The organism is Streptomyces sp. NBC_01267, from assembly GCF_036241575.1.
Lineage (GTDB): Bacteria > Actinomycetota > Actinomycetes > Streptomycetales > Streptomycetaceae > Streptomyces.
Genome location: NZ_CP108457.1, coordinates 21,133 through 42,866 on the forward strand (window position 1 = coordinate 21,133; position 21,734 = coordinate 42,866).

Below are 21,734 nucleotides of genomic sequence, written 5' to 3' on the forward strand. Positions count from 1 at the left end.
CGCTCCCGCAGAAATCTTGAGACTCGTCCCGCCACACGGGACGACGACCTCGCGAACGCCGCCGTCGATGTAGTTGTTGATGACCACCGAGAGCGGGTGCACGAGTGGGGCGGCTGGCGCGGCGGCCGCGCTCATCGATGCGTCCAGCGCGACTGGGGGATACACCGGGGGATGCACTCAAAGATGTGTGTGATGTGGGACACATTGCCTTGGGGTGGGATGCTGTTGCACAAGGGCATTCGGCCCGGTGGCATACGCCGCACGCCATGGCGGAGCTGACAAGGGGACACCAGGTCGTGCACTATGACAACGACCTCCTGTTCTTGTGTAACGGCAACGGAGGGCCGCTCCGGAAGGAGCGGCGGTGCTGCGAGGGCCCTGTGGTGGGGACCTTGTGGTGTGTGGCCTTGGTTAGGGGCCGTCCCGCTGGTTAGTGGCGGGGATTTTGCAGTTGAGTTGAAGAACGGGCTCGATGAGCCGGAGCTCGGAAACCGGGTGGTACCGGATTCTGAGCGGCCGACCTGGGTGGTGAATCCAGGCGGCAGACGGGCCGCAGATGCGCTGTCGTGGGTGGTAGAGCCACTCCAAGCGCGGCGGCCGGTGGCGTTAGGTCACCCCAACCCCCTTCCGGAGGCTGGCGTCAGCATGCGCGACAGCGGCCGGAGCAACATGATCACGTTGCTCAAACGGCCTAGCTGCGAGAGTAGTTCCGCAGGGTTGGGTAACCTGCATATCGCGCTCACCCTTCCCTTTCCGAAGGCTGGTCGACTGGGTGGGATCTTCTCCCACCCCGAGAGCCTCCGTGGACTTGCTCAAGGTCCTGGGGGCTTTTGCTGTTGTCGATCAAGCTTGGCGCAACCCTATCCCCTGATTCCGGCATACCGGGGCGGGGAAATCGCAGTCTGCCCGACCTGCCGGAACTACAGCGAAGGCTGAGAGCGCGGTTGGCCAAACAAGCTGAATCTTCAGCAGGCAGACGGGCCGTCACTATCATCGACCACCCCGAAGTTTGCGTAGGTGAGTCACGAACGTGCGGGTACTCAGCCTGCAGAACCTGGCCAAGGTCGCTGGACACCATCGACAGGGATGGCAGTGAGTGGCGGTCGCCCCGGAGGGCCTGCTTGCCGAACAACAGGGCACTATCTAGATCACCTTGGCGCGCAGCTACGACCTCGAGCGTCACCCGAGCCTCCGCGATTCGTATTGGTGCACGCTCGACACCATCGAAGTCCGTGCGGGCTCGGATTACCTCGTTCGCCAACTGCTCAGCCATACGGTCCTCGCCCATCTTCCGATAGGCGTCCATCCGGTAGAAGTCGAATTTTTCGGGGTCGACCATCCAGCAATAGCCGGCCCTTATCGACAGCCACTTCAGTCATTAGGCAGTCACCAGGCCATGGTCGGCAGGAAGCGCCGACCGCTGAGCCGCCCAGCCCGAAACGACATCAGGATCTGTCGACGTGCGGACGTGCTCAAATCCCTGGTCACGGTAATAGGCATGCAGCCGCGGGTTGGTAGTCCAGGCATCGAGGCGAAGCCACAAGGCACCTTGCTTCGCCGCCTGGTCGCCTGCCCAATCGAGGATGCGCGCACCCAGCCCGGTCCCGGCGTACTTCCGATCGACCGTCAGCTTGTGTACGTAACGAGCTGGCTCTTTGCGCTCCTCTGGAGTCCAAAGGCGAAGATCAGCGTCTTGGTCCAGTGTGATCGTCGCAACCGCATCAGCGTCGATCGACTCCTTCACCAGGAACACCTCGCCAGCGCGGATGCTGGAGAGGATATTTTCAGCAGGGAACGGCTTGGACCACTGGTCGATGCCCAGCGGAGCGAGCCAGGCCGCGCTGTCCGTACGGAAGCGAAGCAGACGGTGCAGGTCTGCCTCTTCGGCGCGGGTGATGATCACTCCGCTCCCCACTCGGATCGGGGGCGCTGCTCGAAGTCGTCGGGGTTCTTGGTGCGCTCGTACACGATGACGTGTCTGTCGCCCGGCACGACGTTGAGGGTGCATTGAACAGGCTCCCCGTCGGTTGCGAACGTGGTTACCACGTGCTCAGCCACCGGTGTTCCAGGTCCGAGCTGCAGTCGGCGAACCTCTTCTGGCGTGGGCATCCGCACGTAAATCTCATCGAGGGCGCGGACCAGCTCCTTGTCGAGCTCGGCAAGGACTTGGTTGGTGCCGCGGGCAACATCGCGGGGAGTCATCCACTCGGTGCCCTCTACCAGGGAAAGCGCCACATACGAGTCATTGAGGTTGTAGGGCTCGCCGTCCAGTCGCCTGGTGCGCCGGCGAGCAGCGACCAGCTGGCGATCATCGAGCTGGAGACGCTCCTGCACGATGCGGCTGGGTTGGACGATCGAGACCTCGATGTCCTGGCTGGGACTGCGTTCGTCGCCTTCGGCAGCCAGCAGATGGGCGTAGATGTCGACCTCGGGCGGCTTACGTCGAAACTCGCCTTGCGGTCGATAGACCAGCGGGCGGATCTCCCTGACGAAGTATCCCTTCGGCCGCTGGGGAACGATCAACCCTTCATTGACCAGCAGAGTCAGGCCCTGACGGACGGTCGAACGAGCGCTGGTCCCATACGTCTCTCGAAGTTCGGCCTCGGTCGGCAGCTTGCTGCCAGGCGGCAGCGAGCCGTCGGCGATCTGCTTGCGGAGGTCATCCGCGATGCGCTGGTAGATCGGTGTTGTCGCCTTCATAGCCACATGTTTACCCCTCAGAGATCGCCATTGTCCAGTCAATGGAAACGATCCGTGCGTTCGGCTTGACGAGCCCTGACTGAGAGTGCCAGTCTCTGCACATCAGGCATTGTCTGGTCAATGCGCATCGTTCCTGCGGTGCGTAGTGGCCAGTCATTGCTTGCCCGTCCCTCCGGGGCGGGCTCCTACTGAAGGGAGCACCACCTCATGAACGTCACCCGCCGCCCCGCCGCCAGCCTCGCCACCGAGCACTTCGACACGGAGACCCAGGAGCTGCTGGACGCCATCGACGTGGCGCTGCCGGATTTCGGCGACATCGACCTGGACATCGCCTTCGGTACGCCGCTCGAGATGTACGGGCTGGTGACGTCGGACGAGTTGGCCCGATGGGACGCCGCGGCCGCGGTGACGAAGGGCAAGACCAAGGCGCGCGACGAGGTCATCGCGGAGTCCGGGGCGCGGCGGGAAGCGGCGAGGGACATCCTCGCGGCCGACCCGTCGATCACCGAGCTGGTGCGTGAGCGCCTGGTCGACGTCCTCCTCCCCTACGCAGCGCAGCTGCGCATCGCGCCGCTGGCCACTGCCACGGACCCCTTGCCGCTCGCGGCCTAGCTCCAGCCGGGTCCTCACGGACCCGGCTCCCCCACCCGGAACCGCCCCCGCGGGCGGCGCCGGATGAGGGAGCCGGACCCTCGGTCCCTGATTGACCGCTCGGAGGAAAGCCCCGCAGGGGTGAGTACGAAGGAAGCGGCCGTTATTTGAGAACTCAACAGCGTGATCCACCACCGCAGTACTGGCCGTGAGTACACCGGCCGGGGTGAGTGGAAACCCGTCGTGAGGCGCCATTACCCCTGGTGGTGGCAGTCGGCACGTGCGATGACCCGTCAGGCGCTCATTACTGATGGCGAGCACGGAGGGCCGACATCCCCACGACGTAAAAGAACGACGCGACACACTCCCAGACCCTCGGCACCCGGTCCCAGCCGAGGCGAGGAGGCGCGTCGGGACTGAGGGCACCTCGCTTCCCTCCAGCACAACAAGGCGAGCAGCGCGGCGGCAGAGGCCGCGCCCCCTGTTTGCAGCCCCGTGCTGCCCAGTCGCTCACCGCCCCGCCCTTCCCGGGGCGGTTCCGGTGAGCGGTGGAGAGCGCTGGGATTCCCCGCCGCCCTATGGAAGGACGCGCACATGATCGGCACCGAGCTCACCAAGCAGGACAACAGCCCCGAGCACGTCTTCACCGGCGCCGGCAGCTACACCGGACCGGTCCTCGCGGACATCACCTGCCCGGACGGCACTGTGCACGTCACCGTCGACCCGGCCGCGACCGTCGCTCGTGTCCAGGTCCGCACCGACGACCCGACGGGTCCGGTCGCCAAGGCTGTGAAGAACACCCGCATCCACCAGACCGCGGAGCGGCTGACCATCGTCGTCCCGCCGATCCCGCCCACCACGCAGCAGTTCAACCACGGCGGCGTGTTCGTCAGCGGGAACAGCTACTCCACCATGCAAATCAACGGCGTCACCTTCAGCGGCCAGGGAACCACGGTCATCGGTTCGACGGGCGTCGAGGTACTCGTCACGCTGCCCGCCAGGTCGGGCGTCAAGTACATCAGCGAGAACGGCAGCATCCACACATACGGCGTTCTCGCCGCGCTGAAGGCCGAGGCCACCAACGGCTCCGTCAAGGCCGAGACCGTCGGCCGCATCGAGGCCGAGGCAGACAACGGCAGCGTCAAGCTCTACGGCGTCCGCAACCGCAGCGACCTGGACGTCCGGGCTTCGGCCGGCAACGGCACCGTCAAGGAGTTCTGACTCACAACTGCCGCTCACCGTCCTGCCTTTGGGCAGTTCGGAGGCCTGACGGTTGCCTGATCCGCTCGCACCAGCCCCCGGGCCGGGACGGGCGGTGACGGGGAGCTGGACAGACCGTCCCGCACCACAACGACAGCCCCGAGGATCGCACCCCCGGGGCTGTCAGGACCTGAAGTGGAGGCCCAATGAACATCATCACACGCAACCAGGCCGACGAGGCCCTGCGCCGGGCGGAGGAGGCCGACCGCCGCAAGGCCCAGAACGGCGGTGGTCAGCGATGACGGACGCCGAACGCGCGGAGATGGAGCGCAAAGTGGCTGAGGCCAACCGGCAGTCGCAGGGCAACTCCGGGAAGAACGGCTGACCAACGGTGGAGACGCCCGGCATACGCCGTGCCCGGACCGCTCAACACCGGGCGGTCCGGGCGATCAGCACCCGCGGGCTGGCCCACCCGACGACCCACATCCTGCTCGCCGCCGCAGCAACAGCGGCCTCGACCGCGTGGGACGCAGGCCATCCCGTCAGAGACACCCACCCCATCCCGCAGGAAGACCGCCGTGGCCCGACCTGACGACCTGTACGCCCGCTACATGGCGGCACATACCGCCTGGGCAGCTCACCGCACCAACTGCACGAACTGCCGCACCCGGCGTCCCTGCCCGGCCGGCGCGCAACTTGTCGAGCGGTTCGCCCGGCTCCAGGACGCCTACCTCCAGCACCAGCGCAACCCCTGACACCTCAACGAAGAGGGACTCACATGACTGCCATGACTGCATGCCTTCACCAGCCGCAGTGCCCCTCGGCTATCGCCCCTGACCGTGAGGCCGCCCAGATCGTGGCGCACCACCCGGAGCAGGGCTGGAGCCTCCTGTGCAACGGCGTCCTGACCTTCGAGGACACCGGCGAGGTGCTCCCCGACGGACGGGTCGTCGCCCCGCACCGGCCGCTCACCAGCGGCATCGCCATCGCGGCCTGACCTGTCAACACCTCCCGGAAGAAGGCGACATGAGGTTCATCTACCTGCTCGGCATGGCCAGCCCGTTCGTCGTCATCGCCGCGGTCCTCCTGGCCCGCTGACCCCGCTCAGCGTCCTGCGTTGCCCAGTCGCCACCGGCCCGCCCAGCGCGGCCCGGTGGCGGTGGAGAGCGAAGGAGCACCCGCTTCCCCAGCTCTGTTCGGCCCTCGCGGCTGGAGAGCACCGTCCCGACTCCCCGTCCCTGGAGGACCTCGTGATCGCACTGCCCCTGTTCCTGCTCGCCGGTGGCGCCACCTGGCTGTTCTGGCGCTCCGACATGCGAGCGGGCGTCATGATCGCCGCGCTCGTCTGCGGCTACGCCCTGGCGACGTCGCCGCTCGCGACCGCGATCGACGGCATGGGCACCGGCATCGGCGCCGCCATCTCCAGCGCCAACGACAACGCTGCCGCCAGCAAGTGACTCCTGCCGCTTGCCCGTGGCTCCGCACCGCGAGGTGCGGGACCGCGGGGAGGTGACAGCCCCCGATCCCGCACAACCCTCTGACCGAAAGGAACCCACCCCGACATGAGCGACAGCGACGAGAAGTTGGGCTCGAACCTCTCCCAGCTCATCCAGCAGCTGGAGAAGATCGAGTTCACGACGGACCGCGACCTCTACCAGTACGCCCGGATCCTGCGGGCGATCGGCATGGAGCTCCACATGCGGATCGGCATGGACGCGGACATGGTCGGCGCCATCCTTGCCCAGTACAAGGGCAAGTGGTGGACCTTCGGTGCCCAGTCCAAGATCCGCGCGAAGCTGGTGTCCGCGCACCTCAAGGGCGGTGCTTCCGCTGCGAAGGTCCTCGGGCTGAGCGGCATCAAGATGTACGCCTCCTTCGTCAAGCACTTCATCCAGCCCGAGATCGAGGCTGAGCGGAAGGCGCGCGAGGGCAAGGGCTCGAAGAAGCCTGGATTCTCCATCGGTGACGAGCCCAAGGGCGCCGCCGGGCGTCCGGGCGAGGCCGGAAGGGCAGCGTGATGGCTCGCCGTATCTCCGCACGAGCGAAGAAGATCGACACCCGCACCGAAGCGGAGCAGGAGTCCTCGAAGAAGGCGTGGGTCACCTACGGCGGGCCGTGGGGCATCAACATCGGCGGCTGCATCGTCGCCGAGACCGCCCACGTGCTGCTCGCGACCACCCCGGCCTCCCTGGCGCTCGCCGCGCTCGGTCTGGCCGGTACCGGCGCGGCCCTGGTCAAGCTGATCAGCCACATGGACGTCAAGGCCAAGCGCGAGAAGGACGTCCGCTACCTCCACCAGGTCAACTCCATCGCCACCACGGCCGGGATCACCCTCGGCACCGTGGTGGGCCTGGAGACCAGCGCCACGATGGGCACCTGGGCGCTTGCCGGGTCCGGCTTGTGCATCGCCAACCACCTCTGGTCGGCGCTGCACAAGAAGGGCGCGGGCGAGAAGACCAACAGCAAGTGGGACAAGCTCGAATCCGAGATCGGCCTGGCCAAGCACGAGCTCCAGGAGGCCAAGTCCAACGGCAAGGGCACGGTCGTCGCCAAGATCGAGGCGAAGGACGGGGCTACGGCGGACGAGTTCGCCCGCCGTATCCCCGCCATGACCTCCGCGCTCAAGCTCGGGTCCGGCCGCATCACCCACATCGTCGACGACGACGACGCCTCACTGATCACCATGCGCGTCCAGGTCGCCGACCTCCTGAAGGAGGGCTTCGCCTGGCCCGGCCCGAGCGCGTTCGGCGCCGGGTTCGGCGACATGCCGATCAACCTCGGACGGTACGAGGACGGCGAGACGCTCAAGCTCAACCTGCCCGGCATCCTGAGCGACCCGCAGGAGGTCAAGGGCGGCGAGAACGTCGAGCACTGCGTCGCCCAGGGCGTCAACGGCGCGGGCAAGACGGTCGGCAACTCCATCATCGTGACCGAGGCCGCCACCCGCACCGAGGTGTCCGTCATCGTCATCAACTGCAGCAAGTTCATGCAGGACTACGGGCACGTCCGGCACGCCGCCGACATGGTGATCACCAACGAGAAGGACGCCCGCCGGTTCTTCAAGCAGATGCACACCGTCATCAAGGCCCGCGGCGACTACCTCGCCGCCAAGGGCCTCTCGAAGTGGAAGCCGGGCTGCGGCCTGAACTTCCTCCTGATCATCGGTGAGGAAGCAGCCGACTTCGCCGACGGCGAGGCGTACAGCAAGGTGCTGCGCACCCTGCGCTCCACCGGCGGCTGGTTCCTCTCCTCCATCCAGCGCGCCACGCACGATCAGATGGACACCACGGCACGCTCCAACCACCCCGCCGGTATGGCCTACGGCCTGTCCGACGGCGCGGAAGCCCAGTACGTCCTGCCGCCCGAGGCGATCGACGCCGGCGCCTTCCCCGGCTGGGCGAACAGGAAGCCCGGCTACCTGTACGCGGCCGGGATGGGCATCAAGGAAGACCGCTGGGCCGTCACCGCCCGCACCTACAACGCCGACCGCCCCACCCTGGCGGCCGCCGTCACCGCGGGCATGAACGTGCGCACCCCGATGGACGCCACCACCGCCGACGCGTTCGGCGCGCTGTGGACCAACCGCACCGTCTACACGACCCCGCTCCTCGAGGGCGACACGGACGGCGCCGGGGCTTTCCCCCAGCAGCCGGCCGCACCCGCCGCCGACGCTGCGGACTCCGAGTACACCGCCGACGAGTACGAGGAGGACGAGGACGTGGAGATCGACCCGGACCTGCTCGCGAAGGAGACCGAGGACTTGGACGAGGAACTGCGCCAGATTCTGGCCGCCGACCCCGAGCCCGGCGCGTACGACCACCTCAGCGTCGAAACGGACATCGAGCCCCCGGCAGACGACGCCCCGGTGTTCTCGCTGCCGGGCCTGGTGGACGAGTCGGAGAAGCTCTCCCCCGACGACACCAGGGCCGCCATCTTTGCTCGCCTCGATTCCTGGGTGCGCGAAGGCAAAGATAACTTCGAGCCCAAGGAGCTCAACGACCTGTGGATGCGGGTCAACAAGAAGGGCGCCCGCGACTGGTGGAACCGCCTCAAGAAGCAGCTCCTGGACGACGGCGTTATCGCCAAGGACGAGTCCGAGGAGGGCTACGGATCGTACGACCTGATCCGCTCCCCGCTCGAAACTGGCAACTGAGAGTAGTCATTCTCGGGCGGGGTCGCACACCGCACAGCGCACTGTGCGACCCCGCCCTCTCCCTAGGGAAATTCCACTGTGCAAGCCCGCACACAGGTGATTGATCCCGTTTTGCGCCCTGTGCAGTGTGCGTCGCACACCCGTCCCGCACATTACGGAAGGTAGTCACGATGAGTCCCCCGACCGTGCCCCGGCAGACACCGGCCGGGCAGCCCGCGACCCCCGCCCCCGTCAGCGCCGACGACGCCGCCAAGGCCAAGAGGTCCATCGCCAAACTGGACGAGGTCCTGGCCATGGTCACCAAGGCGCTCCTCACCCTCGGAGGCGGCGCTTTGATCTTCACTTGTGTGAATGTGACCCGGTTCGGTGTCTCCCACGAGATCCCCTGGTACATCGCCTGGATGCTGGACCCCCTGGCCAGCCTCGCCCTGATCACCGTCCTGTATGTCGACGGTGTCCTCGCGGAGCACGGCGGCGACTACAAGCCCGGCGGCTGGCCCTTCCTGCTCCGCTGGACCGCCGGCCTCTCCACCTGGGTCATGAACTGCTGGACGTCGCTCTACCCGGACGGACACTTCCACTTCATCCCGCAGAAGCCGGACGCCGGCGGAATCCTGCTCCACTCCGTCGCACCAGCCCTGCTGATCCTCCTCGCGGAAGCCGCCACCGGATACCGCAAGTACGCCACCCGGCGCCGCGGCGAACTCACCGCGACCATCGCGCAGTTCGAAAGTGCGAAGGCCACGGAAAGCGAGGCCGCCAAAAAGCGAGCCCGCGAGGAGGCAGAACGCGAGGCCGCCGCCAAGCGCGCGGAGGCAGAACGCGAGGCGACAGCGAAGCGCGCGGAGGCAGAACGCGAGGCCGCCCGCCGCGAACGCGAGGAAAACGCGAGGCTCGAAAACGAGCGGCGCGCCGCAGAAATCGAGGCCGCCGACCGCACCCGCCGCGCAGAAATCGAGGCAGAACGCGAGCGGCTCCAACTCCAGGAACGCGCAGCAGAAATCGAGGCGACACGGCGCAAGACCGAAGCCGAGATCGAGACACGCAAGCGCCGCGAGCAGTGGGAACTGGAACAGGCAGAGCGTGACCGTGATGCCACCCGCCAGTCCCAGATCACCAAGGCAGAAGCCCAGGCAGAGGCGCTGCGAACGGAGGCCGCAGCCGCTGCGGAAGCGGAGCGGATCAAGGCTGAGGCTGAGGCCCGCACCCTGGAGGAAGCCGAGAAGCTCAAGCGGCAGCGTGCCCTTGAGCGGGCCGCCGCCAAGACTCGCGGAACCTCGGAAAGTGCAGTCGCCCGCGCCTCGATTTCTGCGGGGCGCGCCTCGGAAAGTGGGGTCGCACTCAGCGCGGTTCCCGCCCTGGCCGCCTCGGAAAACGGCGGCCGGGTTCCTCGCGAAGTGCGCGAGCAGCAGCGAGACGAAGCCGAGCGGTACATCGCGAAGTGCTCGCTGTCCGGTCTCGCGCCGGACCTGGAGCGCCTCGGAAACCAGTACGGCAAGGGCGAGACGTGGGTCGGAGACCGCGTTCGCGCCGCAAAGAAGCGCCTCGCGGAAGAGGACGGATTCGAGGCGTCCGTGATCGCCGACGCCCTGGACGTCTTCGAGGACGACAGCAACAGCGTCGGTGCGGCATGACCCACCGACCCGAAGAAGAGGAAGAAGGAACCGTGGGCACGGACGTCGAGTTCGACTTCACCCACCTGGGCACCGAGCCGGTCGCCCTGCTCCCCCTGGTCGGCCCCGAGCACCCGCCGACGATCCTGCTCCGTCGGGATGCCCTGCTGCCCACGCGGTGGCGCCAGCTCACCGACTGAACACCGATCCACCGAGCTTCGACGGCTCCACTGACCCCCGGGGATGAATCAAGCACCCCCGGAGGCCGGTGAAGAGGCCGAAGCCTCCCCCGGGCGAATCTCACGCCAAATGAACCCGCCCGAGCTCCCCAAGCAGAGGAGAGACCCCATCATGCCGTCTTACGGCGAGCAGCCCCAGCCCACCTACTACCCGACGCCGCTGCCGCCCCAGTACGGCCAGGCGCCCGCCCCTCAGTACGGACAGCACGTCGTCCCGCTCCCCCACGGCAGCGTCGTCTACCCCTCGACTGCCGGCATGGACGGCGTCGTCATGATGCCGGGCCCGAACGGCCACCCCGTCGCCTACTACACGGCGCCGCCCGCCCCGGCCCCGCAGCCCTACGTCTCCCCGCTCCTGGTGAAGGCCGCGCTGGTCGCCGTCATCCTCGGGATCACCGGTGCCGGCGTCTACTTCCTGGCCGCCGCCCTGCTGGAGCTCGCCAAGGCGCTCGCCCTCCTCGCCGGAGTCGCGCTGATCGGGTTCGTCCTCATCAAGATGCTCGCCACCGGCCCCGGCCCCGGCCGGCCGCTCAACATCAACGCCCGCGGCCGCGCCAAGGTCCAGGTCCACACCGGCCGCGGAAACAACCGAGGCCGTGGCCGCCGCTGACCCCGCGTCCCCGCCGGCCGTCCGGGACGTGTACGGAACCGACGACTTCCCCGTCTACCGATGGCGGCAAGCCCCGAAAGGGCTCGCCACCCGGCGGCAGCTGCGGGAGCGACGCTTACGGCCCGGCGGCCAGGCTCCGGTCGCCGCGATCGAATGCCGGGGCGGCAAGCGCAAGGCGTGGTTGTACGAGATCGCGTGTGCGCTGCCGATTCGGCCGATGACCCTGGCCAAGGAGATCGCCCTCGACAAGGCCATGGCCGCCAGGCAGACATGCCCGGCCTGCTCGAGGCGCTACCACCACTGCATCCCGCTCAAGTCCCTCGGCAGCTGCCTGGAGTGTCACGACGGCACACCCGCCGCCCCCGGCAGCTACATACGCCCGCTGGCCCACGGCCTGGCCGCCGCAGCCTGAACTCCCCTACGACGTCTGCCGGTTGCCTGATCCACCTGCCAGTGGCGGGTGGTGAGGGGGAGCCGGGCAGCCCGCCCCCGCCCACAACACTGCCCCGTCCGTTGAACACCTCGAAGGAGAAGACCCCGGTGAGCGAGTCGACCGAACCGCGCGAGCCCGAACCCGTTCCGCCGCTGGAAACGATCTCCGACAGCCTGCGGATCCCGCCGCCCCGACGGCCCGCACCGCCCCGGCCGGAGCCGATCAAGGCAGTCAACGACATTCCGACCGGCGCCATCATCACCTTCGCGGTCCTGGCCATCGGAGCCCTGGTCATCGCCCTCGCCTGGGGAGCGCCCAAGGCGATCGGCTGGTCCCAGCACCAGGACTGGTCATGGGCCACCCAGTGGGCCGCCACGATCACCGACCCCGTGCACGCCTACCTGGGCGCGCACACGGTCGGCCTGCCGATCACCGCCACGACCGTGTTCATCATCTGGCAGGCCGTCGGCGTCGGCACGCTTATCGTCGCCTGGCTCTCCAACGGCTTCGGCCCGCGCAGCACATGGCTGGCCTACGGCGCGGCCACCGTATTCATGGTGTGGGACGCCTCCCCCGCTGCCGGGCGCACCGTTGCCGCCGGGCTCGCTGTCATCGCCTGGACGATCCTGTCCTCGCTCGCGCTGCGCGGCTTCTCACTGCGGCCTGTGGTCAACGTCTTCCACCGGTCCTGACGGCTGCCTGATCTACCCGCCCCGCACTGCGGGCCGGGTGGTGACGGGGAGCCGGACAGCCCGGCCCGGACAACCCGGGGAGCCGCCTGTGACCACCGCACCCGCCACGATGACCGACCGGAACCTGGACGCCGCCTGCGTCTCGGTGACCAACGAGATTGGGCGCACCGACAGCAAGGCCAGTCTGCTGCTCGCGTTCGACGGCGCGGTCCTCGCCGGTCTGGCCAGCGTCGCTGACAAGGATCTGTCGCTGTCCACCCAGGTAGTCGGAGGCCTGGCCGTCGTCGCCCTTGGTGCCGCGGCCGTCTTACTCCTCCTGGTCGTCAGGCCCTGCCTCACCGTGCCCGGCCGGATCGCCCACGGCACGTTCCCGCAGTGGGCGCGCATGGAGGAGGGCGCCCTGCAGGAGTCGATGACCCAGGACACCCGGACCTCCCGGGTGAAGGCGCTGTCGGTCCTCGCGGTCCGCAAGTACCGGCGCCTGGCCCGCGCGGTCGACGTCATCCTTGCCGCGCTCGCCCTGCTCGCCCTCGCCGCGATCGGGGCCCTGACGTGAACAGTTTTCAGCAGACGGCCGCACTTCTGATCTCCCTGGCCAGCATCGCGGGCGCGCTCGCCAGCCCCTTCGTCATCATCGCTGCCCGCCGCACCGTCGCCCGCATCAACGCCCAGTCCGACCAGAAGGAGCAGTAGCCATGGCACTTACCCTCTTCGTCCGTCGTCCCGAGCCCGTTGAAGCGCCGGCCCCCGAGCTGTGGCCGGAGATCGGTGAGACCTGGAAGCCCGAGGGAATCAGCATCGTCGAGCGGTACTACAACCTCGGCCACGCGGTCGTCCTCGTCTACAGCGCCGACCGCGACGGCTACTACCACTTGGTCTCCTGCCTCGGGTGCCACTACCTGGTCACCCGCGACAAGAGCCGCACGTACAACACCCGCTACAGGCTGGAGGACGCGGCCCGGGTCGCCAACGAGCACGCGTCCATCTGCCGGGCACTGCCCCGCGAACTCCCTGCCCGGCCGGACGACGACACCGCCCGCCGCATGCTGCACACGTGGGTGCTCGGGCTGCCGCGCCGGGACGAGGACTTCTACCTCGACCTCTGGGACTTCGACTCAGGTCGTCTGGAGCTTCAGCGCACCAACAAGTGGATGCAGAACGAGCTCGTGGCCTTCGCCGCCGAGCGCGGCGACGTCCTGTCCGCCAAGCCATCGGACTACGGCTCCGGGATCAACTACACCGTCCTGCGTCAGCCAAGCTGACCGGCCGTTCTCCGTACGGCCCCGCCCGTCGCGCGCCAGCGGCCGGGGCCGTGCGGTGTCCGCCCGGTCAGCCGAGACCGGACGACCGGCCCTCCCCCGGAGGTCACGGTGTCCCTCGCCCGCCGCTCCCTGATGGAAGCCGCCGCCGCCCGCTTCGGCTGGCGCCGCGCGTACTGCAACACCGCCCCGATCAACGTCGTGCTCACCGAGCAGACGGAGAACGCGTACCTCGAGGCCGCCGACCACGTGCGGCGGGCGACCGAGAAGAACAAGGATTCCCTGCACATTCAGCCCGGCGTGCTCGACGTCCGCGACCGCGTCTTGACCGATGTCCTCTACCTCGAAGTCGTCCTGACCGGCGCCAAGAACCGCAGCCTCCCGAAGGAGCTCATCGAGCGCCTGGAGGACGTCGTCGACCACGGACACGAGCTGACCTTGCTGCTCGCAGAGAAGGCCCGCACCACCGCGGCCGTCCACGCGCCCCACTGAACGCCCGGGGCGGCCGCAGGCATCGAACCCGGCCGCCCCGGAGCAGCCCCTCCCCCTCCCAGAGCGCATCCGACAGACGAAGGAGCACCAACATCATGACCGCAAGTCTTCGCCAGCAGACAATCACCCTTGCCAGCGCAGCGATCGAAGGCGCCAGCATGGCGGCCGCACTGATCGGCGGTGCCGGCGGCGCATACCTCGGCTACCAGGTCTCCCCCACCACCTGGTCCGGCGACGTCCGCATCCTCGCGGCCGGAGCCATCGCCGTCGTCGGAGCCGTCGCCATCGACGGACTCGCCGAAACGCTGGCCCTCACCTCGTTGCGCCGCATGCTGATGAACCTGCGCACCGCAGTGACCAGCACCCGGCCGAAGGCACCCGCCCCGGCCGCCACGCTGGGCGAGGCCCTCGACCAGGTCGTCACCGCGACCGAGGAGGACGCCGCACACCGCGCCGCCAACGCCTCCTTCCGTATCGACGACGGCGACAAGTTCCTGCGGAACGAGGACCGGTGGCGCGGCTACGAGGACGGCGAGGCGTCCTTCTACCTCGCCCCCGGCGTAGTGCTCCACTACCGCGGTGAGAAGGACGAGTACAGGCACCACTTCACGCTGCTGACCGGAGACAGCGAGCAGCCGGTGGCCGTCACCGGTATGGAGGAGATCCGCCACCACCTCGCCGCCCGCGCCGCCGGCCTGCCCGCCGTTCCGGTCACCGCCGACGGTGACGCCGACAAGGACGACGTCCTGGACATCGACCTCACCGGGCTCAACGCGGTCTGACGGACTGCCCGTTCCGCCCCGGCCTCCCGGCCGGGGCGGTGCGGTGGTCAATCAGCCCATCGAGCCGGAAGGCACCCGCATGCGAAAGTCTGCATCCGCCCAGCTGTCCATCGCCCGCGACGGGCTGTTCCTCTCGCGCCGCCTGGCCAACGACATCACCGACTCCGCGCCCACCGCGCGGCGCCTGGTCAAGGACCACTTCGGCCGACGCCCCCTCAAGGGCGTGGAACTGGTGCTCACTTCCGCCAAACGAATTCCGGTACTCGCCGCCCTGTCACAGGGCACAGCTGCCGGCGTCCCCGACGACGTCTACGCCCACAAGACGCTCAGCTTCACCCGCAACCCGCGCGACCTGTACTCGGTCGCGGTGATCGCACCGAACAACACGATCGAGATCCTCCTCAACGCCAAACGCCTGCGCCGACGGCCGCAGGAGCTGGGCGCCACCCTGGTGTTCGCCTTCGTCGAAGTCGAGCAGCTGTGCCGCAAGGGCGCCTGGGACCGCCGCATCGCCCTGACCCGGCACGAGATGGGCACCGAGACCCTGCCCAAGAGCAAGGCCCGGAGCCTGTACCGGATCGAGGCCGAGCTCGAGGCCGAGGCCGAGGCCGTGACCCAGAAGATCGTCGGCAAGGTCATCCGGCAGAACCGGCAGGCCGAGAACGAAGCCGCACACGAAGTCCGCCAGGCCGAGTCCGCCGCCGCCTGACGAAGCACCGTGCCGCCCCAGCCACCCAGGCCGGGACGGTGCGGTGCCCCGTCAGCCCGCTGCTCAGGAGGACTCGTTGCCCCGCACCCTCACCGCGTTCCCGACCGACCGCCTCATGGCCGTCGTCACCGGCATCCTCGGCACCGAATGGACGCCGCCCGCCGTCCCCGAGTGGCCCGTGACCTTCATCAACGAGAGCGCCGACCGCGAACTCAGCTTCCATCCGCAGCCGAAGAACCACCGGATCGTGCTCGAGGTCGCCCCTGCCGGCTTCGCCGACACCTTCGGCCGCCGCCGGTACGCGAAGTACACCCCCGACACCACCGGCCACGACTCGCTCGGTGCCTGGCTTGCCGACGGCGACCTGGACGCCGTCGCCGACGCCCTCGGTGTCGTCGTACGGCGGTTGGTCGACCAGCCGCTGCCTGAACCGGTCGCCCCGCACCCCGACCCGATCGGCCGCGAGATGGAGCTCCTCGCCAAGCACGCCCAGGAGCTGGCTCGACTTACCGCCCGCTTCAACGCCGGCCTGATCAGCGGCGAGCCCGTCGCGGACGAGGCCAGCCGGATGCTCTACCTCGCCCAGTTGACCGAGCAGGCCGCCATCCGCGTGGACGAGCTCCGCGGACCGGCCGCTGCCGCCCGCACCTGACCTGCACGGAACCGCCCATCACCTGCACGTTCCTGACCGACCTGGAGGAAGTCATGGCACACAGCACCCGGCCCGTCGTCCACTACATGGCCACCCGGCCCGACGGCACCGTCCCGCCCAGCATCGGCGACGCCGCCGGGTACGCGTACCCGGCACGGACGGGCGACCCCATCCCGACCGTCAACCTCGCCGACCACATCGGTGAGGTCGTCAACCACCCCACTCCGGGCAAGCCCTGGTACGACGAGACCGCCTTCAGCTACTTCCGGACCTACACCCGTCCCGGCGAGCTTCTGGAACGCGTGCAGTGGCCGGCACGGCTGTGGGTCGTCGAGCCGCTCGGAGAGACCGGCACCTGGCACGGGTACTCGTACTGGGTGCTCTGCCACCAGCTGCGGGTGATCGAGGAAGCCGATCCGTGGCACGCGTTCGGACACCGCGGCAAACAGGTCATGGCCGTCCTCGCTCAGCTGCCCGACCTCGTCCGGCAGTGGGCCGACCAGTGGGTCGCAGACCCCGAGGGCATGCACCGCATGTACAAGGTGTGGGAGACGCGGGTGCAGGAAACTCGCGCGCTGACCAGCTGGGCGAGCTGCCGAGCGGAGTACTCCCGGCGAGAGGCTGCCCTACAGACGGCCACCCAGCTCGCCGGAGCTGCTGCCACCCAGGCCGCGACCGACGCGGGCGCCGACCCTCACGCCTTCGCCCTGATCCAGCTGCGAGCCCGCTGCCTGGTAGCCGGTCAGCTCATGTTCGACCGGATCCGCACCGGCGAGTACGAGCAGTCGATCCGCGGCCTGCTGCTCGGTTCCGGGCTCGACACCCCGGCCCCCGTCCCGGCCTGACCACCCTGCAACGTACTCCGCGCCGCCCCGGCCCACCGGCCGGGGCGGCCCCCTCCATCCTCTTCGAGACCAGGAGACATCTGGTGATCACCGACACCGTCGACGTCGACGTCGACGAGACGATCCGCTACACCGCCGACGTGGTCCTGTTCGCCGCAGGTCACGTCCTGCTGATCGAGCGGGGCTGGGACCCGTTCAAGGACCAGTGGGCTCTGCCCGGTGGCCATGTGAGCAGGGGAGAGGCCAGTCGGGCCGCTGGATCCCGCGAGCTCGAGGAGGAAAGCGGGATCTCCGTCCCGGCCATCGAGCTCCGGCAGGTGGGTGCCTACGACGCACCCGACCGTGACCCGCGCGGCCGGTACGTCACCGTCGCTTACACGGCCACCCTGCCGTCGCCGGTCCAGCCAACGGCGGGAGACGACGCCACCGCCGCCCGCTGGTGGCCCCTGGACGCGCTCCCGGACCTCGCGTTCGACCACGCTGAGATCGTCGCGGACGCCCTCAGCCGCTGATCCTCCCGCGCGAGCGCGGCGCTCCTCCGTGCCGCCCCGGCCTCACCGGCCGGGGCGGTCGCGGTGTTCCGCCACGACCAGCGACAGGAAGGAGAGGGCGTCATGCACTTGGAGTTCTACGAGGTTGACGTCCCGATACACACCAACGACCGGGCGCGGCATGGCTTGCATGTCTTCACCGGCCAGGCGACCTCGGTGACCGAGGCACTGACTCGCGCCCACCAGGTCTACGACGCGGCACTCTCCGCGCGGCAGGCCGGACTCGAGAACCCCGGCCAGCAGAACGGCGGCTGGGGAGCGCGCGGCACGCGCGACGGCTGGGAGTTGGACTGGGCGGCGGCGAAGGCCGGCCTCTGGCCCAACCCGTTCAGCTGGAGCAGCAAGAAGCTCTACGAGCTGTAGTTACGCCCCGGAGCAGGCGCCATAGGCGTCGAAACCGTCGCCTGCCCCGGGCCACCCATCCCGTACGAGACGAGAGGGAGTCACCAGTATGACCTCCATCGCACGCGTCCAGGCCCGTCCCGGGCAACGCGCGCTTCTCATCACCACCCTCGCGGTCCCGCTCACCGGCTGGACTGTCCACGCGGTGGCCCTGCACCGCCAGCTCGCCAACGCCAACCGCGATCCCCTGACCGGTGCTCAGCTCCGTGCGGATTTCGAGCGTCGGGCACAGCACCTCATCGACCGGTACGGCGACACCGTGATGGTCGCCTTCATCGACCTCGATCACTTCAAGGCTCTGAATGACGGCCACGGCCACGCGGCTGGCGACCGGGCGCTGACCGCGACCGGTGAGCGCCTGATCGAGTGGGCCGGAAGCCGCGGAGTCGTCGGCCGCCTCGGTGGAGACGAGTTCGCAGTGGCCACGCGGATCGGCCCCAGCCGCCGCGCAGTCCGCCTCGCTCAGCTCGCCCGGACGTTGTCCGAACCGGTCGACGTCGACGGCCACCCGGTCGATGTCGCCGCCTCGGTGGGCGCCGCCACCCCCGACACCCTGCGCACCCGCGACCTGTCCGCCCTGCTGCGCGGTGCGGACGCCGCGATGTACGCGGGCAAGCACACGGGCACCCCGGTGGTGGCCGGCCCCGAGCACGCGAACGTGGCCAGCATCAACGGTCGCCGCGCCGGACGCCCCGGCACCCACGCGACGGCGAGGGCCGCATGAGCCAGACACGCGTCGACTGGATCCGGGGCATCACGGTCCGCCAGCCCTGGGCGACCTGCCTCATCACCGGCGACAAGACGATCGAGAACCGCCCCTCCCCGGGCTGGCCGCTGGGTCTCTACCTTCTGCACGCCGGACTCGCCGTCGAACGAGCCGCGCTGCGCCTGCCGCTGGTCGCCACCACCATCCGCGGCCGCCATCTGGAACGGGGCGCGGTCATCGGCGTCGCTCGCCTCACCGACGTCCACCCCGGCGACGGGCGCTGCACCCCGTGGGCCGAACCCGGCAGCCCGTTCCACCTGGTCTTCACCGACGTCCAGGAGCTCCCCCTCCCGATCCCCATCCCGGCGGGCGCGCTCGGGCCGTGGAAGCCCAGCGAGGACCTCGTGGACCAGGTACGCCTCCAGCTCCCCGACCTGCACGCCCCGGAGGGAACCCCATGAACGGCAACCGCACCGGCGTCCCCAACCCGCCGGCCATCGTCCCCGCCGACGCCCGCATCCCCTTCCCCCACACCGAGGAGGTCCTGCGCTGCCGCACCAGCCCCGAGCTGTTCGGCATCGAGGACATCCATAACACCGACGAGGACCCGCACGCCCGCGAGAAGGCGCTGACCCAGGCCAAGCACGCCTGCTCCGGCTGCCCGATCGTTCAGGGCTGCCTGAAATGGGCGCTCGCCAACGAGGACCTGACCAAAACCGGGGTGTGGGCGGCGACCACTGCCCGCGACCGCAAGCAGCTGCGCAAGCAACTCGCGGCACGCCTCGGTGGCGACTGGGTCGCGGTGGTCGCCGAACAGGACCGCCGCCGTGCGCAGCGCCGGCAGGACGCGCGGCTCGCCCCGCCGACCGTCCGCACCCGCGCCCTGTCCCGCCTCGAAATGGAGCTCATCCCGACCCGGCCCGAGCCGTACAACCGCTGGAGCCAGCCGATCACCCCCGAGCAGGCGGCCAGCAACCGGCACGTGCTGGAACTGTTCGTCAGCGGCAAGGCGGCGTAGCCGTGTTCACCGACTGGCAAGAAGCCCTCGAAGCCGAGTCGCTGCCCCTCAACCCGAACCACGAGCAGCAACTCGCCGCCGCGGCCCGGGTCACCGCGCACCACTCCCACGACCGCGACGACCTCGCGGAACTCCTGGACGCCATCGGCCTCCCCCACGACGACACCACCCTTACCGCCCTGCTCCCCCTCACGGAATCCGGAGACGCATCCACCATGACGACCACCACCGCCCCGGCCCTGTCCGCGCACGCCGCCATGGCGATCTCCATGCACAACAACGGCGACGGCGCGGACACCATCTGCGAGGCCACCGGCCTGAGCGCGACCGAGCTCCACGACCTCATCGCCGACCAGGTCCTCGGACTGCCCGCCACTCTCGCCGTCCCGGTCTCCACCGAGATCCAGGAGCTGCTCGACTGGGCGGGATCGCACAGCCTCGCTGGGATCCGCAGCCGCGCCGCCCGCATCACCGCCGACCTGACCGAGCTGTCCGAGCGCCGCGACTCCGAGGCCGCGCAGCGCGAGGCCGAAGAGAAGGTTGCCAAGCTCAAGGCCGAACTCGAATCGGCACAGGAGCAGCTGCGCACCGCGAAGGCCGGCGCCCGCACCGCGAACACGGGAACGGCCACCGCGCCCACCCCGATCCGCTCCAGGCTCGGTAGCGGTCGCAGCAAGGACGAGCTCGCCGAGATCCGGGCCTGGGCACGGAAGAACGGCTACACGGTTGCCAACGCCGGGATCGTCCGCAAGGAGATCCTGGACGCGTTCGACGCCGCCCACCAGGCGCCGGTCGCCAAGGCCAGCTGACCATGGGCGACGCGATAGCCCTGGACGGGTTCCTGGACGAAGAGACCGTGCCCGGCGACCTGCACGGCAGCACGGCGCGGTTCCGTCTCACCGTCTCCCCGACGGACGAGCGCACCGACGAGATGATCCTGCCGTGCAGCGTCGCCGACGCGGAGCTCGCGCACAGGGTGCTGCACGAGCTCGTCCCCGGCGACCAGCTGCGCGTCACCGGCTACCTCCGGCTGCCCCGCACGCCGGACGAGCCGATGTGGCTGATCGTCACCACGCTCGCCGTACTGGAGACCGCGCCCCTGCTGTCCGACCCGGCCGCCGTCGCCACGGCCGTGCTGGAGAGGTACGGGCCCTACATCTGCTACTTCGACGCAGAGGACAGCGGCGAAGTGCCGGTATGGACCGAAGCCGGCGTGTGGGTGGGCCACGCCGGAGACCCGAGCGCGCTGGGCGAACTGATCGAGGAGTTCGAGCAGCGCCAGGCCACCGGCGGCGAGTGACCCGGCCGTGCCCATCCGTCCCGAGAACCTCCACCGCTACCCGCGCGACTGGCCCCAGATCAGCGCGCGGATCCGGTTCGAGCGGGCGGGCGGACGCTGCGAGTGCACGGGCCACTGCGGCCTGACGCACCCCGGCGGCCGCTGCCCCGCCGTTCACGAGGAGATCCACCCGGACACCGGCTCCGTGGTCGGCCTCACCACCGCTCACCTCAACCACACCCCCGAAGACGTGCGAGAGACGAATCTGCTCGCCGCCTGCCAGCTGTGCCATCTGCGGATTGACCACGGGCACCACCGGGTCACCCGCTCGCTCACCCTCGCCGCCCGCGCGGCCGCCGCCGGACAGCTCGGGCTCCTCCCCGAGACCACGCTCGTCCGCACCGAGCCGCCCACCCCGCCGCGCCCCACCCGGGGCCGTGCCCGCGCGGCGGCGCTCCACCAGCTGCCCTTCCCCGAACCCGACCAGGAGAAGAAGCCCATGGCCCGCATCACCGTGAAGATCGCCCCGCTTCACCCCGACGGCACCGAATGCACCCACGCGGTCCGCCCCTCCGGCAAGCCCCGCGACGCCGACTCCGGGTGTGCCGGCCGCCGCAACTACGCCGTGGTGTGCAGCGCCTGCGGTCCGGTCGGTGAGCCGCACGGCCTCCGCGTCCTCGCCGAACCGGTGCAGAGCGTGCACCGCGACAGCCACAAGGCCGCGCTCGCCGCGACCTCCCGCTGACCCCACCCGCTCCGGCCGCCGGGACCACCACGGTTCCGGCGGCCCCGTCGAATGTGAGGGCCG

At 69.4% G+C, this 21,734-nt stretch carries 30 protein-coding genes; 28 read left to right on the forward strand and 2 right to left on the reverse strand.

The features are described 5' to 3' along the window. Window positions 1–1,378: 1,378 nt before the first annotated feature. Both OG709_RS35720 and OG709_RS35725 read right to left on the reverse strand, forming a co-directional pair. A complete protein-coding gene (locus OG709_RS35720) occupies window positions 1,379–1,903 on the reverse strand; it encodes a GNAT family N-acetyltransferase (RefSeq protein ID WP_329169404.1) in 525 nt (174 codons plus the stop codon). Continuing rightward, window positions 1,900–2,700 (reverse strand): GntR family transcriptional regulator, encoded by an 801-nt coding sequence (locus OG709_RS35725; RefSeq protein WP_329169406.1) that lies wholly within the window; start codon window positions 2,698–2,700, stop codon window positions 1,900–1,902. The genes OG709_RS35720 and OG709_RS35725 overlap by 4 nt, the downstream gene beginning before the upstream one ends. Before the next feature lie 207 nt (window positions 2,701–2,907). Between OG709_RS35725 and OG709_RS35730 the strand changes: the two genes are divergently transcribed. From OG709_RS35730 to OG709_RS35865, 28 genes are all read left to right on the forward strand, one after another. Continuing rightward, window positions 2,908–3,312, forward strand: a complete 405-nt coding sequence (locus OG709_RS35730; RefSeq protein ID WP_329169407.1) for a hypothetical protein — start codon at window positions 2,908–2,910, stop codon at window positions 3,310–3,312. Window positions 3,313–3,885: 573 nt separating this feature from the next. Further along, entirely contained in the window at window positions 3,886–4,512 is a 627-nt protein-coding gene (locus OG709_RS35735; protein WP_329169408.1) for a hypothetical protein, read from the forward strand. A gap of 557 nt (window positions 4,513–5,069) precedes the next feature. Next, window positions 5,070–5,246 (forward strand): hypothetical protein, encoded by a 177-nt coding sequence (locus OG709_RS35740; RefSeq protein ID WP_329169409.1) that lies wholly within the window; start codon window positions 5,070–5,072, stop codon window positions 5,244–5,246. Window positions 5,247–5,278: 32 nt separating this feature from the next. Then, window positions 5,279–5,488, forward strand: coding sequence for a DUF5999 family protein (locus OG709_RS35745; protein ID WP_329169410.1), 210 nt, complete (start codon window positions 5,279–5,281; stop codon window positions 5,486–5,488). Window positions 5,489–5,741: 253 nt separating this feature from the next. Further along, window positions 5,742–5,948, forward strand: a complete 207-nt coding sequence (locus OG709_RS35750) for a hypothetical protein (RefSeq protein ID WP_329169412.1) — start codon at window positions 5,742–5,744, stop codon at window positions 5,946–5,948. 105 nt (window positions 5,949–6,053) lie between these two features. Further along, a complete protein-coding gene (locus OG709_RS35755) occupies window positions 6,054–6,509 on the forward strand; it encodes a hypothetical protein (protein WP_329169413.1) in 456 nt (151 codons plus the stop codon). Further along, the gene (locus tag OG709_RS35760; RefSeq protein ID WP_329169415.1) at window positions 6,509–8,644 is read left to right on the forward strand and encodes a hypothetical protein; all 2,136 of its coding nucleotides are present in this window, start codon (window positions 6,509–6,511) and stop codon (window positions 8,642–8,644) included. The genes OG709_RS35755 and OG709_RS35760 overlap by 1 nt, the downstream gene beginning before the upstream one ends. Before the next feature lie 293 nt (window positions 8,645–8,937). Continuing rightward, window positions 8,938–10,278: a hypothetical protein gene (locus OG709_RS35765; RefSeq protein ID WP_329169416.1), complete on the forward strand. Its 1,341-nt coding sequence runs from the start codon at window positions 8,938–8,940 to the stop codon at window positions 10,276–10,278. Then, entirely contained in the window at window positions 10,275–10,457 is a 183-nt protein-coding gene (locus tag OG709_RS35770; protein WP_329169418.1) for a hypothetical protein, read from the forward strand. The genes OG709_RS35765 and OG709_RS35770 overlap by 4 nt, the downstream gene beginning before the upstream one ends. A gap of 151 nt (window positions 10,458–10,608) precedes the next feature. Further along, window positions 10,609–11,106 (forward strand): hypothetical protein, encoded by a 498-nt coding sequence (locus OG709_RS35775; protein ID WP_329169419.1) that lies wholly within the window; start codon window positions 10,609–10,611, stop codon window positions 11,104–11,106. Next, window positions 11,093–11,518 (forward strand): RRQRL motif-containing zinc-binding protein, encoded by a 426-nt coding sequence (locus OG709_RS35780; protein ID WP_329169420.1) that lies wholly within the window; start codon window positions 11,093–11,095, stop codon window positions 11,516–11,518. Before OG709_RS35775 ends, OG709_RS35780 begins: the two co-directional genes overlap by 14 nt. Before the next feature lie 128 nt (window positions 11,519–11,646). Then, the gene (locus tag OG709_RS35785; RefSeq protein ID WP_329169422.1) at window positions 11,647–12,231 is read left to right on the forward strand and encodes a hypothetical protein; all 585 of its coding nucleotides are present in this window, start codon (window positions 11,647–11,649) and stop codon (window positions 12,229–12,231) included. An 88-nt stretch (window positions 12,232–12,319) separates the two neighbouring features. Beyond that, a complete protein-coding gene (locus OG709_RS35790; RefSeq protein WP_329169423.1) occupies window positions 12,320–12,787 on the forward strand; it encodes a Pycsar system effector family protein in 468 nt (155 codons plus the stop codon). Beyond that, the gene (locus OG709_RS35795; RefSeq protein ID WP_329169424.1) at window positions 12,784–12,924 is read left to right on the forward strand and encodes a hypothetical protein; all 141 of its coding nucleotides are present in this window, start codon (window positions 12,784–12,786) and stop codon (window positions 12,922–12,924) included. Before OG709_RS35790 ends, OG709_RS35795 begins: the two co-directional genes overlap by 4 nt. Window positions 12,925–12,926: 2 nt before the next feature. Continuing rightward, a complete protein-coding gene (locus OG709_RS35800) occupies window positions 12,927–13,493 on the forward strand; it encodes a hypothetical protein (RefSeq protein ID WP_329169426.1) in 567 nt (188 codons plus the stop codon). A gap of 108 nt (window positions 13,494–13,601) precedes the next feature. Then, complete coding sequence (locus OG709_RS35805; protein WP_329169427.1) at window positions 13,602–13,982, forward strand: hypothetical protein; 381 nt, start codon at window positions 13,602–13,604, stop codon at window positions 13,980–13,982. Window positions 13,983–14,077: 95 nt separating this feature from the next. Then, on the forward strand, window positions 14,078–14,764 hold the full coding sequence (locus tag OG709_RS35810) for a hypothetical protein (protein ID WP_329169428.1): 687 nt from the start codon (window positions 14,078–14,080) through the stop codon (window positions 14,762–14,764). A gap of 79 nt (window positions 14,765–14,843) precedes the next feature. Next, window positions 14,844–15,473, forward strand: coding sequence for a hypothetical protein (locus OG709_RS35815; protein ID WP_329169430.1), 630 nt, complete (start codon window positions 14,844–14,846; stop codon window positions 15,471–15,473). 76 nt (window positions 15,474–15,549) lie between these two features. Further along, on the forward strand, window positions 15,550–16,125 hold the full coding sequence (locus OG709_RS35820) for a hypothetical protein (protein WP_329169431.1): 576 nt from the start codon (window positions 15,550–15,552) through the stop codon (window positions 16,123–16,125). A 53-nt stretch (window positions 16,126–16,178) separates the two neighbouring features. After that, the gene (locus tag OG709_RS35825; protein WP_329169432.1) at window positions 16,179–16,970 is read left to right on the forward strand and encodes a hypothetical protein; all 792 of its coding nucleotides are present in this window, start codon (window positions 16,179–16,181) and stop codon (window positions 16,968–16,970) included. An 83-nt stretch (window positions 16,971–17,053) separates the two neighbouring features. Then, window positions 17,054–17,482, forward strand: a complete 429-nt coding sequence (locus OG709_RS35830) for an NUDIX hydrolase (protein ID WP_329169433.1) — start codon at window positions 17,054–17,056, stop codon at window positions 17,480–17,482. Window positions 17,483–17,584: 102 nt separating this feature from the next. Next, window positions 17,585–17,884 carry a hypothetical protein gene (locus tag OG709_RS35835; protein WP_329169435.1) on the forward strand — a complete coding sequence of 100 codons (300 nt, stop codon included), beginning with the start codon at window positions 17,585–17,587 and terminating at the stop codon, window positions 17,882–17,884. An 88-nt stretch (window positions 17,885–17,972) separates the two neighbouring features. Next, a complete protein-coding gene (locus OG709_RS35840; RefSeq protein WP_329169437.1) occupies window positions 17,973–18,647 on the forward strand; it encodes a GGDEF domain-containing protein in 675 nt (224 codons plus the stop codon). Next, window positions 18,644–19,090: a hypothetical protein gene (locus OG709_RS35845; protein WP_329169438.1), complete on the forward strand. Its 447-nt coding sequence runs from the start codon at window positions 18,644–18,646 to the stop codon at window positions 19,088–19,090. The genes OG709_RS35840 and OG709_RS35845 overlap by 4 nt, the downstream gene beginning before the upstream one ends. Next, a complete protein-coding gene (locus OG709_RS35850; protein ID WP_329169439.1) occupies window positions 19,087–19,647 on the forward strand; it encodes a WhiB family transcriptional regulator in 561 nt (186 codons plus the stop codon). The genes OG709_RS35845 and OG709_RS35850 overlap by 4 nt, the downstream gene beginning before the upstream one ends. 2 nt (window positions 19,648–19,649) lie before the next feature. Next, the gene (locus tag OG709_RS35855) at window positions 19,650–20,456 is read left to right on the forward strand and encodes an Lsr2 family DNA-binding protein (protein WP_329169440.1); all 807 of its coding nucleotides are present in this window, start codon (window positions 19,650–19,652) and stop codon (window positions 20,454–20,456) included. A gap of 2 nt (window positions 20,457–20,458) precedes the next feature. Beyond that, on the forward strand, window positions 20,459–20,947 hold the full coding sequence (locus OG709_RS35860; RefSeq protein WP_311314931.1) for a hypothetical protein: 489 nt from the start codon (window positions 20,459–20,461) through the stop codon (window positions 20,945–20,947). 7 nt (window positions 20,948–20,954) lie between these two features. Further along, a complete protein-coding gene (locus tag OG709_RS35865; RefSeq protein WP_329169442.1) occupies window positions 20,955–21,671 on the forward strand; it encodes a hypothetical protein in 717 nt (238 codons plus the stop codon). Window positions 21,672–21,734: the final 63 nt, after the last annotated feature.

Excerpts from the sequence above, each read along its gene's own strand:
- OG709_RS35725 (WP_329169406.1), bottom strand. The coding sequence starts at position 2,700 with ATGAAGGCGACAACACCGATCTACCAGCGCATCGCGGATGACCTCCGC.
- OG709_RS35730 (WP_329169407.1), top strand. The coding sequence starts at position 2,908 with ATGAACGTCACCCGCCGCCCCGCCGCCAGCCTCGCCACCGAGCACTTC.
- OG709_RS35735 (WP_329169408.1), top strand. The coding sequence starts at position 3,886 with ATGATCGGCACCGAGCTCACCAAGCAGGACAACAGCCCCGAGCACGTC.
- OG709_RS35745 (WP_329169410.1), top strand. The coding sequence starts at position 5,279 with ATGACTGCATGCCTTCACCAGCCGCAGTGCCCCTCGGCTATCGCCCCT.
- OG709_RS35755 (WP_329169413.1), top strand. The coding sequence starts at position 6,054 with ATGAGCGACAGCGACGAGAAGTTGGGCTCGAACCTCTCCCAGCTCATC.
- OG709_RS35760 (WP_329169415.1), top strand. The coding sequence starts at position 6,509 with ATGGCTCGCCGTATCTCCGCACGAGCGAAGAAGATCGACACCCGCACC.
- OG709_RS35765 (WP_329169416.1), top strand. The coding sequence starts at position 8,938 with ATGGTCACCAAGGCGCTCCTCACCCTCGGAGGCGGCGCTTTGATCTTC.
- OG709_RS35770 (WP_329169418.1), top strand. The coding sequence starts at position 10,275 with ATGACCCACCGACCCGAAGAAGAGGAAGAAGGAACCGTGGGCACGGAC.
- OG709_RS35775 (WP_329169419.1), top strand. The coding sequence starts at position 10,609 with ATGCCGTCTTACGGCGAGCAGCCCCAGCCCACCTACTACCCGACGCCG.
- OG709_RS35800 (WP_329169426.1), top strand. The coding sequence starts at position 12,927 with ATGGCACTTACCCTCTTCGTCCGTCGTCCCGAGCCCGTTGAAGCGCCG.
- OG709_RS35810 (WP_329169428.1), top strand. The coding sequence starts at position 14,078 with ATGACCGCAAGTCTTCGCCAGCAGACAATCACCCTTGCCAGCGCAGCG.
- OG709_RS35815 (WP_329169430.1), top strand. The coding sequence starts at position 14,844 with ATGCGAAAGTCTGCATCCGCCCAGCTGTCCATCGCCCGCGACGGGCTG.
- OG709_RS35825 (WP_329169432.1), top strand. The coding sequence starts at position 16,179 with ATGGCACACAGCACCCGGCCCGTCGTCCACTACATGGCCACCCGGCCC.
- OG709_RS35835 (WP_329169435.1), top strand. The coding sequence starts at position 17,585 with ATGCACTTGGAGTTCTACGAGGTTGACGTCCCGATACACACCAACGAC.
- OG709_RS35840 (WP_329169437.1), top strand. The coding sequence starts at position 17,973 with ATGACCTCCATCGCACGCGTCCAGGCCCGTCCCGGGCAACGCGCGCTT.
- OG709_RS35845 (WP_329169438.1), top strand. The coding sequence starts at position 18,644 with ATGAGCCAGACACGCGTCGACTGGATCCGGGGCATCACGGTCCGCCAG.
- OG709_RS35850 (WP_329169439.1), top strand. The coding sequence starts at position 19,087 with ATGAACGGCAACCGCACCGGCGTCCCCAACCCGCCGGCCATCGTCCCC.
- OG709_RS35860 (WP_311314931.1), top strand. The coding sequence starts at position 20,459 with ATGGGCGACGCGATAGCCCTGGACGGGTTCCTGGACGAAGAGACCGTG.